This window comes from Acidipropionibacterium jensenii (assembly GCF_005890135.1).
GTDB classification, from domain to species: Bacteria; Actinomycetota; Actinomycetes; order Propionibacteriales; family Propionibacteriaceae; genus Acidipropionibacterium; species Acidipropionibacterium jensenii.
Genome location: NZ_CP040635.1, coordinates 2,597,944 through 2,613,090 on the forward strand (window position 1 = coordinate 2,597,944; position 15,147 = coordinate 2,613,090).

Sequence of the window (15,147 nt, forward strand, 5' to 3'; positions counted from 1 at the left end):
GGCAGTGACGGCAATAGAGGGGGGGTGGGGTGGGGCCGGAATTTCCATGGTGTTGAAATGTGCTCATGGATGCTGGGAGAGCAGATCTGCGGATGGGCCTGGACATTGGTTCCACCACCATCAAGGCCGTGGTCTTCGACGGCGATCCCCTCACCGGGGCGGCGATCGTCTTCGAGGACTACCGGCGCCACCACGCCGACATCACCGGTGCCATATCGACCCTGCTGGCCGACGCCGCCGAGGCGCTGCCCGGGGCGATGGTGCGGGTCTCGGTGACCGGTTCGGCCGGACTGGGCACCGCCGACGCCCTGAACGTCCCCTTCATCCAGGAGGTGATGGCCGAGACCGCCGCCGTCCAGCACTGGAATCCCGATGCCGACGTCCTGCTGGAACTCGGTGGCGAGGACGCCAAGATCACCTACCTCAAGCCGGTCCCCGAGCAGCGGATGAACGGATCCTGCGCAGGTGGCACCGGGGCTTTCATCGACCAGATGGCCACCCTCCTGCACACCGACGCGCCCGGACTCGACGACCTGGCCAGCCGCGCCACCACCACCCACCCGATCGCCTCCCGGTGCGGGGTCTTCGCCAAGTCGGACCTCCAGCCGCTGATCAACGAGGGGGCCCGTCACGAGGACCTGGCCGCCTCGGTGATGCGCGCGGTCGCCACCCAGTGCATCGCCGGGCTGGCCTGCGGCCGTCCGATCCGCGGCCAGGTGATCTTCCTGGGCGGTCCGCTGCACTTCATGCCCAGCCTGCGCAAGGCCTTCGGCGACGTCCTGGCCGGTAAGGTCGACCACTTCGTCACCCCGGAGCGGGCCCAGCTCTACGTCGCGATGGGGGCCGCCCTGAAGGCCGAGTCCGCACCGCTGAGCCTGTCCCACCTGGCCACCCGGGCGCGCACCGCCCGCACCCAGAGCGGGGTGAGCCAGTCGATGCCCCCGCTGTTCCACGACCAGGCCGAGCTGGACTCCTTCCACTCCCGCCATGCCCGCACCAAGCTGCCCGCCCGACCGCTCTCATCGGCCCGCGGAGACCTGTTCCTGGGGATCGACGCCGGGTCCACCACGATCAAGTCGGTCCTGCTCGACGACTCCCTCACCATCGTCGCCTCCCACTACGCCTCCAACGAGGGAGACCCGGTCAATGCCGCGGTCGGGATCCTCGCCGACCTCTACGACAACCTCCCCGAGGGAGCCCGGATCGCCCGCACCTGCACCACCGGGTACGGGGAGGGACTGGTCAAGGCCGCCCTGGGCGCCGAGGACGGCGAGGTCGAGACGATGGCCCACTACCGGGCCGCCGAGCACCTGTGCCCCGGGGTCACCTCGATCATCGACATCGGCGGCCAGGACATGAAGTACCTCCGGGTCTTCGACAACTGCATCGACTCGATCAGTGTCAACGAGGCCTGCTCCTCGGGCTGCGGATCCTTCCTGCAGACCTTCGCCGCCGGGATGGACACCGACATCCGCAGTTTCGCGCAGATGAGCCTGCTGGCCGAGCACCCGGTGGATCTGGGCAGCCGGTGCACCGTGTTCATGAACTCCTCGGTCAAGCAGGCGCAGAAGGAGGGGGCCACCCCCAGCGACATCGCCGCCGGGCTGTCCTACTCGGTGGTCCGCAACGCCCTGTACAAGGTGATCAAGCTCACCGACCCGGCTCAGCTGGGTGAGCGGGTGGTCGTCCAGGGCGGCACCTTCCTCAACGACGCCGTGCTGCGCGCCTTCGAGCTGCTCACCGGCCACGAGGTGGTCCGCCCCGACGAGGCCGGCCTGATGGGGGCCTACGGCGCGGCGATGACCGCCCGTGCCCGGTTCCACGCCGGGGAGGACTCCGACGGGGTGGGACTGCGCGACCGCGCCGAGCTCGACGGGTTCGCCGTGGAAACCCACCGCGACGACTGCACGCTGTGCCAGAACCACTGCCAGCGCACCATCTCGACCTTCTCCGACGGCCGGGTGTTCGTCTCCGGCAACCGGTGCGACCGGGGTGCCGAGGTCGACAACAAGGCGGCCGGACGGCGTCCCAAGTCCGAACTGCCCAATGTCTTCGAGGCCAAGTACAAGCGCCTCTTCTCCTACCGGCGTCTCACCGCCAAGAAGGCCTTCCGCGGGGATCTGGGCCTGCCGCGTGCCCTCAACATGTACGAGAACTACCCGTTCTGGTTCACCACCCTGTCGGCCCTGGGCTACCGGGTGATGATCTCGGGGCGGTCCTCCCACGAGCTCTTCGACAAGGGCATGGAGTCGATCGCCAGTGAGAACATCTGCTACCCGGCCAAGCTCAACAACGGCCACATCGAGGACCTCATCGAGCGCGGCGTCAAGCGGATCTTCGACCCGTGCATCCGCTTCGAGCAGGTCTCCGTGGAGGGGGCCGACAATCACTTCAACTGCCCGGTGGTGGCCTCCTACCCCGAGGTGATCCGCGCCAATGTGGAGGACCTGCGCGACAAGGACGTCGAACTGCTCTCCCCCTTCCTCTCGCTGGCCGACCCCGAGAAGCTGGCCGAGCGGCTGGCCGAGGTCTTCGCCGAGGACGGGGTGAGCTACGAGGAGGCCCGTGAGGCGATCGACAAGGGGCTGGCCGAGGACGCCTCCTTCCACGCCGACATCAGGCAGATGGGCGAGGACGCGCTGGCCTACATGAGCGAGCACCAGGTGCCCGGCATCGTGCTGGCCGGACGGCCCTACCACGTCGACCCCGAGATCCACCACGGCATCCCGGAGATGGCCAACTCGCTGGGACTGGCGGTCCTCACCGAGGACTCCGTGGCCCATCTGGGGGCCGACCTGCTGGAGCGCCCGCTGCGGGTGCGCGACCAGTGGATGTTCCACTCCCGGCTCTACCAGGCGGCCGCGTTCGTGGCCTCCCGCAAGGATCTGGAGATCGTCCAGCTCAACTCCTTCGGATGCGGACTCGACGCCATCACCACCGACCAGGTGCGCGAGATCATGGCCGCCCGGGACCGGATCTACACCACCCTGAAGATCGACGAGGTCTCCAACCTGGGAGCCGCCCGGATCCGGCTGCGCTCCCTGCACGCCGCCGCCAAGGACCGGCAGAGTCACCCGCGTCCGGCCCCGACGGGCCACCTCAGCGACGACCGGGTGCCCTTCACCAAGGAGATGAAGGCGACCCACACGATCCTGGTGCCCCAGCTGGCCCCCTACCAGACCACCCTGGCCGAGGCGGCGCTGCGCAGTTGCGGGTACCGCGTCGAGGTGCTGGAGACGGCACCGAGGTCCGACATCGAGTACGGCCTGTCCCTGGTCAACAACGATGCCTGCTTCCCGGCGATCGTCGTCATCGGCCAGCTGGTCTCGGCGCTGAGATCGGGGCGCTACGACCTGGAGCACACCACCCTCTTCCTCACCCAGACCGGTGGGATGTGCCGCGCCACCAACTACATCGCACTGCTGCGCAAGGGGCTCAAGGACGCCGGCTTCGGCGCCATCCCGGTGATCGCCGCCAGCCTGCAGGGGGTCGAGGAGAACCCCGGGTTCAGTCTCACCGGGCCCCTGGTGCACCGGATGGTTCAGGCCATCTCGCTGGGCGACCTGCTGCAGAAGGTGCACCTGAGGACCCGCCCCTACGAGGCGGTGGCGGGATCGGCCGATGCGCTGATGGAGCACTGGACGACGATCTGCCGGGAGCACTTCACCGGCTCCGGTCACTCCCAGACGCTCGGTGGCAAGACCTCCTACCGCCGACTGATCGCCGGCATCGTCTCCGACTTCGACGCCCTGGAGTTGCGCGACATCGCGCGCAAGCCGCGGGTAGGGGTGCTCGGCGAGATCCTCGTCCAGTTCCATCCCGACGCCAACAACCACATCGTGGAGACCATCGAGGCCGAGGACTGCGAGGCGGTGCTGCCCGGACTCATGTGGTTCGTCTACAACTGCCTGTCCTCGGGGGACTACAACTACAAGACCTTCGGCACCGACAAGTGGGGACGCCACATCAAGAAGGCCTTCCGCGCCCTGCTGCTGCAGTACCAGAAGCCGATCGACGCCGAGCTGGCCCGTAGCGAGAGGTTCGAGGTCTCCACCCCGATCACCACCCTGATGTCGGAGGCCCAGAAGATCGTGGAACTCGGCAACCAGGCCGGTGAGGGCTGGTACCTGGTCGGCGAGATGGTCGACATGATCCGCGGCGATGTCCCCAACATCGCCTGCGTCCAGCCCTTCGCCTGCCTGCCGAACCACGTCACCGGACGGGGGATCTTCCGGGAGCTGCGACGTCAGTACCCGCAGGCCAACATCGTCTCGGTCGACTACGACCCCGGCGCCTCCCAGGTGAACCAGCTCAACCGGATCAAGCTCATGGCGGCCACCGCCAGGGACCGCAACGCCGCACCGGCCGAGGACATCCCGACCTCTCCGGCGACCGCCCCGGTAGTCCCTCAGGAACTCGCCGAAGTCTGATCCACCGCGGTCGGCCCGGGGTAGTGTGGGCCCTGTCTGGATACCCCATGGGGGTTTATCGAGAAGGGTTCTCGCCATCATGTCTGAGCACCGCGATCCGACCGAGCGGCACGAGCGGCACAGCTGCGGGGAGGACGCCGGGCATCTGGCTCACTCCCCCGGTGGGTCTCACCGCAATCCTGACTCGCACGGGGTCTCTGGCCCGGACGGGGGCTCTGGCCCGGAGGGGTCTGGCCCCTGGACGATCTCGGGGGCGCACGGGCCATCGGACACCCGGACAACCTCGGGGGCGGAGTCTGTGCCGGGCTCTCACAGGCTGCCGGATCCCTCGGCGCAGAACTCCTCGGCGGTGCAGCGTCCCGGGCATCAACACGATGAACACCAGCGCGATGAGCACCGGCACGGAGGACACCAGCATGGTGGGCACGGTGTCTCGCGGAGGCGGTTGTCCGCCGCCCTGGCGGTGACCGTAGTCGTCCTGGTCCTCGAACTGGTCGGTGCGTCCATCTCCGGGTCTCTGGCCCTGGCGGCCGATGCCGGACACATGGCGGTGGACTCCACAGGGTTGGTGGTGGCTCTGATCGCCACCGTGCTGATGGCCCGGCCCCGCGACGACCGGCACACCTGGGGCTGGGAGCGATCGGAGATCATCGCGGCCGCGCTCCAGGCCGGAATGCTGGTGATCATCTGCCTGATGGTCGCCTGGGAGGCGATCCAGCGGCTCGCATCCCCGACGCCGCTGGACCCGTTGCCGATGCTGGCGATCGGAGTCATCGGACTGGTCGCCAATGCCGTGTCCCTGTTCATCCTGGCCGGGGGGCGTGGGGACTCCCTCAACATGCGCGCGGCCTTCCTGGAGGTGGCCAATGACGCACTCGGGTCACTGGCCGTCATCGTCGCGGCGATCCTGGCGCTCACCACCGGCTGGCACACCGGTGACGCGGTGGCCTCCCTGTTCATCGCCGTGCTGATGGCACCGCGGGCGGTCGTGTTGTTGAGACGGTCGTTGCGCATCCTCATGGAGGAGACTCCCGAGGGTCTGGATCTGGCGATGGTGCGCGACCACATCCTGTCGATCCCGGGGGTTGACGACGTCCACGACCTCCACGTCACGACCATCTCCACCGGAAATGTCTCCCTCACCGCCCACCTGACGGTGGCCCCCGAGGTCGACGAGCCGGGAAGTGTGCTGATCGTCCACGCTCTGGAGGACTGTGTGGCCTCGCACTTCCCGGTGCCCGTCACCCACTCCACCGTCCAGATCGACTCACCGCAGCACCGGGACCACGAGCGGCTGCGCCACTGATCCTTGGGGTACTCGCCCGCGGTTCTGCCGTGTGTCGGCCGTGTCTCGACGTCACCCCTCATCGGCACCGGTCGACCGAGTCGCGAGGTCGCCCAGCGGACCGCTTCTGTCCGATAACAGAGGTCTGGTCGACTTCGGCGCAATAGACGCACCCAAACTCGACCACACCCTGTAGCCCTCCCGGGATCAGGACCACTCACCACGAGCCAGCCACACTCAACATCCAGCCATGTCCCGAAGGCTGTTCGCCTCACCACTGATCGTCGACGGCCCGGCTCAACCCGGTGCCCAGCAAAGGAACTGCGTCCGCGACGCGAGGTCTGGTCGACTTCGGGGCAGTACACGCACCCAAACTCGACCACACCCATCCAGGATCACGCCATGAAGGCTGGCTCAGTTCCTGCTGTGAACGCCCCTGATGAGGACCTGGTCTGGCCACCGAGGCTTGCCGCGTGGTCGCTGCCCGCATCTTCAAGCGTCGTCGACACTCGGGCACAGTCACAGCGGACCCGGTGGATGTTCGCCGGGCCCTTCACCGTGACGTCGAGCCGATCGTGATCCCGGCCCGTCACTTCTCCGGTGCGACAGGCCGGTCTTCTGCTCTGCTCGCGAGTCGGTGGGTGTGACCGTTGACAACGGCGAAGCGCATACCGGTGGGCGAGGTCCACAGGTAGAGGCCCTGGGCAGGCTGGACGACAGTCCAGGACCCCGCGGTCTTGGCTCGATGCTCGGATCGGGAGAGCGGGCCGAGGTTGGAGGTTCGCGTCTGGCCCCCAGCAGCTGGACCATCGCGGCCGCCGGGCCGGTACGGCTCGGTGTGGTCCAGATCACAGGTCCACGATCTGAGACTCGAGTTGGGGGAACACCGAGGTGTCCTCCCGAATCTGCATCTGCATCCTCATCCGGGTCGGGATCCGGTAGCCGTCGAAGGACAGGTCCTGGTTGAGATCGATGACCGGGATCGCCCGGATCCTGAAGTGCCCCAGCAGATCGGCCAGCTGGCTCACCAGCACCGGCCCCACATCACCGCCACGGGTTGTCACCTCCGCGAGCCTGCCGGCCCACGTCGTGGGGTCGAGGTCCTCGGCACTGATGTGCACCACCACATCGGCCAGCGGCAGCACCGGCGCCGGGCTCGCGCTCGAGAAGACACCGGTCCGTGAACCACCGCGGCTGTCGTCGGAACCCTCCCCGCCGTCGCCCTCGGGAAGATAGGGGGTGGCCATCATCTCCATTGCCACAGCCCTGAGAAATGGCAGAGAATCCTGGGCGCCCTCGGCAATCAGGTGATCTGCCAGTCGCCCCAGGGAATCCTCCAGGTGCAGCGCCGATTTCGTGCCGATCCTGGCGAACACCATGGATGTGGAGTCACCGTTGTGCCTGATCCTCACATACTTCTCGGCCCGGGCCTCCCTGGCCTTCTTGAGGGCCAAGGCCTTGTCGGCTGTGACGATGTATCCCCGGGCCTTCTTCTCGATCCTGCTGAATCCCACTCCTGAATCCCAGTGGTGCGACAGTTTTCGGTCCACCTCCAGAGCACCGTCCAGACCGAGCTCCCGGCAGGCCGACACGATCCTGCGAGCCTGCCACACCTCCAGGTGCAGATCCTGAACCGCCTGCCACATCACCGGGTGGCGGGAACGCAGGCTCGCAGCATCATGCACCAACCGCCATGCCACCGGTTCGGAGACTCCCAGAGCAGCCGCGACCTCCAGGGCCACGAACTGCCCAACCTCCCCGGCACCTGCAGCCCCCACCGGGACACGGCGCTCGGCCGCTGGATGTTCGACCCCCCAGCCTGTCGGGAAGGGCCCACATGTCGATCATCTCGAGCACCGCGCGAAACTTCTCCACCTCGGCCCGTCGAACTATTCTCTGCGCATTGGCCAGACGTTTCCTGGCCGACCGGACGGCAATTCCTCCTGCCCAGTCATCAAGTGGTTCGGTGTCCATGGATCAATTACACCAACGACCACTGACACTTCTGACTCCCAGAAACCCGTTGATCTCAGAATGCGGACAATCTCTGGAACTATTCTCCAGCAGAAGGATCGGACTGCGAAATCAGCTCACCACTGGCCGACAACGCCTGGGTGCAGGTCATCTGCCGGGGGCTGCCAGGCCGCGGAGTCGGCGTCGACCTGGTCACCGGAACGGATGTCCTTGACCTGGTCGGACCCCACTTGGCCAAGTCGTCCCGGGAACCACACGAAGGGGATCCCCCGCCGGTCGGCGTGCTTGATCTGCTTGCCGTACTTGTCGGCCCTGGGCGCCACCTCGCAGGCGATGCCCCGGGCGCGCAGGGACCGCGCCACATCCTCGGAGACGCCCCTCTCCTCCTCGGTGTTCACCGCCACCAGCACCGCGCTGGGCACCGTCCGGGTGGAGGTGAGCTGCCCCTTGGAGATCACCGGCGCCAGCAGGCGGGTGAGGCCCAGCGAGATGCCCACCCCCGGGTAGGTGTGCTTGCCGTCGGAGGCCAGGGAGTCGTAGCGGCCGCCCGAGGACACCGACCCCATCGACTCGTGACCGACCAGCTCGGTCTCGTAGACGGTGCCCGTGTAGTAGTCCAGGCCACGGGCGATCTTGAGGTCGGCGACCATCCGGCCCGGCACCGCCCTGTTCACTGCGGTGACGACCCGGTTCAGGGAGTCCAGCCCTTCCTCCAGCATCTCGTTGGACACCCCGAGATCGCGCACCTGGTCGATGAAGGAGTGGTCGGCCGAGCAGATCCCGGCCAGCGCCACGCACTTGTCGGCCTGGTGGTCGCTCAGCCCGAGCTCCTCGGTGAGCAGCTCGTGGACCGCCTCGGGCCCGATCTTGTCGTACTTGTCGACCCGCTGGAGGACGCCGGCGGGCTCCTCGATACCCAGCCCCCGGTAGAACCCCTCGGAGAGCTTGCGGTTGTTGACGTGCATCAGCACCGGCGGGAATCCCAGCTCGGTGTGCAGCCTCTCGAGGGCCTCCAGCATCACCAGGGGGGCCTCGACGTCGTGGTGCTCGGCCAGCGTCTCGGAGCCGACGATGTCGATGTCGGCCTGGCTGAACTCGCGGTAGCGGCCCTCCTGGGGCCTCTCACCCCGCCACACCTTCTGGATCTGGTAGCGGCGGAAGGGGAAGTCCAGGTGTCCGGCATTCTCCAGCACATAGCGGGCGAAGGGCACCGTGAGATCGAAGTGCAGACCGAGCTGGTCCTTGTCGCGATGGGAGTCGTGCTCATCGGCCTGCAGCCGACTCACCACGTAGACCTCCTTGTCGATCTCCCCCTTGCGGGTCAGCGACTCCATCGTCTCGACCGCCCGGGTGGTGATGGGGGCGAACCCGTGGAGCTCGAAGGTCTCCTCAAGAATCCGGACGACGTGGTTCTCCACCATCTGTCCCTGGGGCAAGAACTCGGGGAAACCGGACAACGGCTTGAGGCGGGGCATGAAGGATTCCTTCTGATCTGGGAGATGAGATCGGGTTGACGATGAGTAGGGGCGGTACGACCTGAGATGGTCAGTCTAGAAGCCGGGATCGTGGATGGCGTCGATGGCCCACGGCCCGGGGTGCCGGCGCAACTGCGGCCGGATCAGCCCAGGCCCTGGAGGTACGGGTTGGTCCTGCGCTCCTGGTCCATCGTGGTCGCCGGTCCGTGACCGGGCAGCAGGTGGGTCCTGTCATCGAGGGCGCCCACCACACGGGCGAGGCTGGTGGCCATCACCGAGGGGTCGCCCTCGGGCATGTCGGTGCGCCCCACCGATCCGGCGAAGACGACGTCCCCCGACATCATGATCGGTCCGTACTGCTCGTCGACCAGTCGGATCATCGAGCATCCCGGGGTGTGACCGGGGGCGTGCAGGAACTGCAGGTCGAAACCGGCCAGCTCGTGGTGGGAGTCGGGAGCCACATCGACGACCTCATCGGGCTCCTCCAGAGTGGTGGTGCCGTAGAACTGCTCGATGAGGGGGGCGGCCTCGGGCATCAGCGCGGCCATCGGGTCCGACAGCAGGTTGCGGTCGTCGACCGGGCACAGCACCGGAATGCGGTAGTCACGGCAGATCTCGCGGGCCGACCCGACATGGTCGATGTGACCGTGGGTCACCGCCACCGCAGCCGGCCGGAGCTGGTGCTCCGACAGCGCCCGGGAAAGCATCTCGAGGGCCCCGACACCGGGGTCGACGACGACGCAGTCGCTTCCGGGTCCGGCCGCCACGAGGTAGCAGTTGGCCTGCCAGGGGCCGGTGACGAAGGAGACGATGAGCACAACCGCCACAATATCGGGCAAGATGGCCCTCATGAGTCAGGTTGCAGGTCCGCAGTCATTCGGTCGAGTCGATGAGGACGGAACCGTCTATGTCCGCACCCCTGATGGGGAGCGGGCCGTTGGGCAGGTCCCGGATGTGTCCGGCGAGGAGGCGATCGCGTTCTTCGTCAGACGCTACAACTCCCTGGAGACGGAGGTGGGATTGCTGGAGTCGAGGTTGAAGTCCGGCCGGTTGTCCCCCGAGAACGCCCGCCAGGCCGCCGCGAAGCTGCGCACATCGATCCTTGAGGCCAACGCGGTGGGCGACCTGGCCTCGCTGGCCGCACGGCTGGACGCGCTGACCCCCGACATCGAGGCCCGCGCCGCCAGCCGCCGCGAGGAGAAGGCCGATGCCCAGGCCAAGGCACGCCAGGCCAAGGAGGAGATGGTCGGCCGGGCAGAGCAGATCGCGGCCGGCACCGACTGGCGCGGCGGGGTCACGAAGTTCCGGAACCTGCTCGACGAGTGGAAGAAGCTCCCCCGGATCGACCGGACCACCGACGACGAGCTGTGGCACCGGTTCTCCAGCGCCAGGACCACCTACACCAGGCGTCGCAAGGCCCAGTTCGCCGAGCAGAACGCGAAACGCGAGGATGCCCGCAAGATCAAGGAGGCCATCATCGAGGAGGCGGCCCCGCTGGCCACCTCCACCGAGTGGGGGCCCACCGCGCGGGACTTCCGCGACCTGATGGCCCGCTGGAAGGCCGCCGGCCCGGCGCCCCGCGAGGTCGATGACGCGCTGTGGAAGAAGTTCCGCAAGATCCAGGACACCTTCTTCGACGCCCGGACCGCCGCAATGAGCCAGCAGGATGAGGAGTTCCGGGGCAATCAGGAGGCCAAGGAGACCCTCCTGGAGGCCGCCGAGAAGCAGATCCTGCCGATCAGCGACATCAACGCCGCCAAGGAGCAGTTCCGCTCCTTCCTCGACCGGTTCAACGAGATCGGCAAGGTTCCGCGCGACGCGATCCGCCGGATCGACGCCCGGGTGCGCGACCTGGAGGAGAAGGTCCACTCCGCCGAGCAGGCCGAGTGGAAGCGCACCGATCCTCAGGCCCGCGAGCGGGCCGAGGAGACCGTCACGATGCTCCAGTCCCAGATCGACAAGCTCACCGCCGACGCCGAGAAGGCCGAGGCGGCCGGCAAGGACGCCGACGCCCGCAAGGCCCGCGAGTCCGTCCAGACCTACCAGAGCTGGCTGGACCAGGCCCGCAAGACCCTGGACGACTTCACCGCCTGACCTGCTGCTTCAGCGGCTGACCCGTTCGGCGATCAGCGCCTTGAGGGTCGCCACGTCGTCGGGCATCTCGACGACGTGGCGGGGCCGGTCCTCCAGCCCGTCGAACCGGGCGGGGCGCTCGGGACGGCGTCCCACCGCCTCCTCGATGGTGGCGGCGAACTTCACCGGCAGGGCCGTCTCCAGCACGATCATCGGCACCCCCGGCTGGACGTGCCGACGGGCCACCGTCACCGCATCGGCGGTGTGCGGGTCGATGAGGACGCCGTCACGACGGTCCACATCGGCGATCGCGGCCAGCCGGTCGGCATGACGCGAGGATCCCGAGACCAGACCGAACCGCTGCCTGAGGGTCTGGAACTCGGGTGTCCCCGACAGGTCGAACATCCCCTCGGCCACCAGCCTGTCGGCGAACAGCTCGCGGACCCTTCCGGCGTCGCGTCCGAGCAGGTCGAAGACGAACCGTTCGAAGTTCGAGGCCTTGGAGATGTCCATGCTGGGCGAGGACGTGGCCCTCGTCTCGGCGGCCGAGCGGACCCGGTAGACGCCGGTGTGGAAGAACTCGTCGAGGACGTCGTTCTCATTGGTGGCCAGCACCAGGGTGTCGATCGGCAGGCCCATCATCCGGGCCACATGGCCGGCCATGATGTCGCCGAAGTTGCCGGTGGGCACCGCGAAGGAGACCGGACCACCGGTGGTCGAGACCCGCAGCCAGGCCGCGACGTAGTACACCACCTGGGCGACCAGCCGGGCCCAGTTGATCGAGTTCACCGCGCCGATCTCGTAGCGGTGCTTGAACGCCAGGTCCGCCGAGACCTCCTTGACCAGGTCCTGGCAGTCGTCGAAGACGCCGTCGACGGCGATGTTGACGATCGACGGGTCGTCCAGACTGAACATCTGGGCCTGCTGGAAGGGGGTCATCCGCCCGGCCGGGGTGAGCATGAAGACCCGGATCCCAGCCAGCCCGCGCATCGCGTACTCGGCGGCCGAACCGGTGTCACCGCTGGTGGCGCCCAGGATCGTCAGCCCCCGACCGCGCCGGCCGAGCTCGAACTCGAAGAGCCGGCCGAGCAGCTGCATGGCGATGTCCTTGAAGGCCGCCGTCGGGCCTCCCGACAGGTGGGCCAGCCACAGGCCGCCGTCCAGCTCGGAGACCGGGACCACCTCGGGGCTGGAGAACACCCCCGGCCCGTAGGCCAGCTCGCACAGCCGACGCAGGTCGGCGGGGTCGATCCCGTCGATGAACAGGGACAGCACCGCCTGGGCCAGCCCCGGGTAGCCCTCGGTGGCCAGGACATGCCGCCACCGGTCGAGGGTCTGGTCGTCGGCCTGCGGGTAGTTCTGCGGCAGGTAGAGGCCCCCGTCGGGGGCCAGCCCCTCCAGGAGGATGTCCCAGAATCCGGGCCGGGGGTCGTCGGGCAGTCCGCGGGTGGAGAGATAACGCACGTCGCAAACCCTACCCACCCGGCCGGAGTGCCCGCCCCTCGCTCAGGACGTGGCCCCGATCGCGACGGGTCCCGCGATCAGGACTTGACGCGGAAGACGTCGTAGACACCGGAGATCCGGCGGATCGACTCGACCAGGTGCTTGAGATGGGTGGGATCGGGTGACTCGAAGGTGAGCTTGAGCCGAGCCAGATGGTTCTTCGAGGCGCTGACATTGGCCGACAGGATCGAGACCCCCTGCTCGGCGAGGATCTTCGAGGTGTCGAAGAGCAGACCGGAGCGGTCCAACCCCTCCACCTGGACGGTGACGACATACCCCTCGTCGGCCTCCCCGGCCCAGGACACCGGGACGATCCGCTCGGGGTACTGGAGCAGGTGTTTGGCGTTGCTGCAGTCGGTGCGGTGCACCGAGACCCCGTCGGAGCGGGTCACGAAGCCCATGATGGCGTCGCCGGGCAGCGGGGTGCAGCAGCGGGCCAGCTTCACCAGCATGTCGGGCTGGCCGTCCACCTCCACACCGGCCTCGGTGTGCCGGCGGTGCGGACGCGCAGCCACCTCGACGGCGGCGTCCTCCTCCTGCTCGGCACGGGTCTCCTCGACCCCTCCGCCCAGTGCGATGAGCCTCTCGACCACCGCCTGGGGGCCGATGTTGTGCTCCCCCACCGCGGCATAGAGGGAGTTGATGTCGCCGACCTTGAGGTCATCGGCGACCGCGGTGAGGTACTCCACGGTGAGCAGCTGCTGGATGTGCATCCGGTTGTGCCGGATCTGCTTGGCGATCGACTCCTTGCCCGCCTCGATGGACTCCTCGCGGCGTTCCCGGGTGAAGTGGGCCTTGATCTTCGAGCGGGCCCGCGGGCTGGTGACGAAGCTCAGCCAGTCGCGGCTCGGCCCGGCGTCGGGGGCGTGGGAGGTCAGCACATCGACCATGTCGCCGTTGGCCAGCTGGGTGTCCAGGGGCACCAGCTTCCCGTTGACCCGGGCGCCGATGCAGTGGTGGCCCACCTCGGTGTGCACCGAGTAGGCGAAGTCGACCGGGGTGGCTCCCTGGGGCAGTGACATCACGTCTCCCCTGGGGGTGAAGACGTAGACCTCGGTGGAGTTGATCTCGAACCTCAGGGAGTCGAGGAACTCGCTGGGGTCGGACTCCTCCCGCGACCACTGGTTGAGGCTGTGCACCCAGGACAGCTCGGCCCCGTCGGGCTGGACCCCCTTGCCCACCGAGTTGGGGTTCTCCTTGTACTTCCAGTGGGCGGCGACACCGTACTCGGCGCGCTGGTGCATCTCGTGGGTGCGGATCTGCAGCTCCACCGGACGCCCGCCGGGCCCCAGCACGGTGGTGTGCAGGGACTGGTACATGTTGTACTTCGGCATCGCGATGTAGTCCTTGAAACGCCCCGGGAGGGGGTTCCACCGGACGTGCATCACACCGAGGGCGGCATAACAGTCGCGGGGGGAGTCCACCAGGATCCGCAGCCCGACCAGGTCGTAGATGTCGGAGAAGTCGCGGCCGCGCACCACCATCTTCTGGTAGATCGAGTAGTAGTGCTTCGGACGTCCGTAGACGGTCGCCCTGATCCCGGCGTCGGCCAGGTCCTGGCGGACGATCTCGATGACCTCCTTGAGCTGCTTCTCCCGCTGCGGGGCCTGCTCGGCGACCAGGTGGACGATCTCGTCGTAGACCTTCGGCTGGGTGGTGGAGAAGGCCAGGTCCTCAAGCTCCCACTTGATGGCGTTGACGCCGAGTCGGTGGGCCAGCGGGGCGAAGATCTCCAGGGTCTCGCGGGCGATCCGGTTCTGCTTGTCGGGGCGAAGGAAGCCGATGGTCCGCATGTTGTGCAGCCGGTCGGCGAGTTTGATCACCAGCACCCGGATGTCGCGGCTCATCGCGATGACCATCTTGCGGATCGTCTCGGCCTTCGCCGAGGAGCCGTACTGCACCTTGTCGAGCTTGGTGACGCCGTCGACCAGCAGGGCGACCTCCTCGCCGAAGTCGGCGGTGAGCTGCTCCATCGTGTACGAGGTGTCCTCGACGGTGTCGTGGAGCAGGCCCGCGCACAGCGTCTGGTCGTCCATCCCGAGCTCGGCGAGGATCATCGCCACCGCCAGCGGGTGGGTGATGTAGGGGTCCCCGGACTTGCGGGTCTGGCCGCGGTGGTAGTGGTCAGCGGTCTCATAGGCCCGTTCCAGCAGGGCGATGTCGGAGCCGGCGTGGGAGGCCAGGACGGTCGAGATGAGGGGATCGAGGACCGCCTGGGCGGGCGCCTTGGGGGCGCGCCAGCGGACGATCCTCTCGCGCATCCTCATTCTGGGCTGCGGCGTCCCCTCGGCAGGCTGGGGACGCACCCGCCCGGGGGCACCGTGTCCGGTGCCGTAGGGCCCGTAGACGCTCTCCTCAGCCACGATGGACCTCCTTGTGCAGCCCGTGGGGTGGGCGCCAGTCTAGT

General features: G+C 67.9%; 8 protein-coding genes. 3 read left to right on the plus strand and 5 right to left on the minus strand.

The annotated features are described in order from the left end of the window. Nucleotides 1-65 precede the first annotated feature (65 nt). Together FEZ32_RS11665 and FEZ32_RS11670 are read left to right on the plus strand one after the other, a co-directional pair. Nucleotides 66-4,430: an acyl-CoA dehydratase activase-related protein gene (locus FEZ32_RS11665; protein ID WP_138680658.1), complete on the plus strand. Its 4,365-nt coding sequence runs from the start codon at nt 66-68 to the stop codon at nt 4,428-4,430. A 463-nt stretch (nt 4,431-4,893) separates the two neighbouring features. Next, complete coding sequence (locus FEZ32_RS11670; RefSeq protein ID WP_232020957.1) at nt 4,894-5,736, plus strand: cation diffusion facilitator family transporter; 843 nt, start codon at nt 4,894-4,896, stop codon at nt 5,734-5,736. 827 nt (nt 5,737-6,563) lie between these two features. On the opposite strand, the gene FEZ32_RS11675 is transcribed toward FEZ32_RS11670, so the two are convergent. The 3 genes from FEZ32_RS11675 to FEZ32_RS11685 all read right to left on the minus strand — a co-directional run bounded on the left by FEZ32_RS11675 (nt 6,564) and on the right by FEZ32_RS11685 (nt 9,982). Beyond that, nucleotides 6,564-7,457, minus strand: coding sequence for a DUF222 domain-containing protein (locus FEZ32_RS11675; protein ID WP_175415785.1), 894 nt, complete (start codon nt 7,455-7,457; stop codon nt 6,564-6,566). 348 nt (nt 7,458-7,805) lie between these two features. Then, nucleotides 7,806-9,164, minus strand: a complete 1,359-nt coding sequence (gene hisS, locus FEZ32_RS11680; protein ID WP_138680661.1) for a histidine--tRNA ligase — start codon at nt 9,162-9,164, stop codon at nt 7,806-7,808. Nucleotides 9,165-9,307: 143 nt separating this feature from the next. Next, nucleotides 9,308-9,982 carry an MBL fold metallo-hydrolase gene (locus FEZ32_RS11685; RefSeq protein ID WP_138680938.1) on the minus strand — a complete coding sequence of 225 codons (675 nt, stop codon included), beginning with the start codon at nt 9,980-9,982 and terminating at the stop codon, nt 9,308-9,310. Here FEZ32_RS11685 and FEZ32_RS11690 point away from each other — a divergent pair. Next, nucleotides 9,975-11,258: a DUF349 domain-containing protein gene (locus FEZ32_RS11690; RefSeq protein ID WP_036980929.1), complete on the plus strand. Its 1,284-nt coding sequence runs from the start codon at nt 9,975-9,977 to the stop codon at nt 11,256-11,258. The genes FEZ32_RS11685 and FEZ32_RS11690 overlap by 8 nt on opposite strands. Nucleotides 11,259-11,267: 9 nt before the next feature. Here the strand turns inward: FEZ32_RS11690 and thrC are convergent, their stop codons facing one another. Both thrC and FEZ32_RS11700 read right to left on the minus strand, forming a co-directional pair. Continuing rightward, a complete protein-coding gene (gene thrC, locus FEZ32_RS11695; RefSeq protein ID WP_028702539.1) occupies nt 11,268-12,701 on the minus strand; it encodes a threonine synthase in 1,434 nt (477 codons plus the stop codon). Nucleotides 12,702-12,778: 77 nt separating this feature from the next. Next, nucleotides 12,779-15,103, minus strand: coding sequence for a RelA/SpoT family protein (locus FEZ32_RS11700; RefSeq protein ID WP_138680662.1), 2,325 nt, complete (start codon nt 15,101-15,103; stop codon nt 12,779-12,781). Nucleotides 15,104-15,147: the final 44 nt, after the last annotated feature.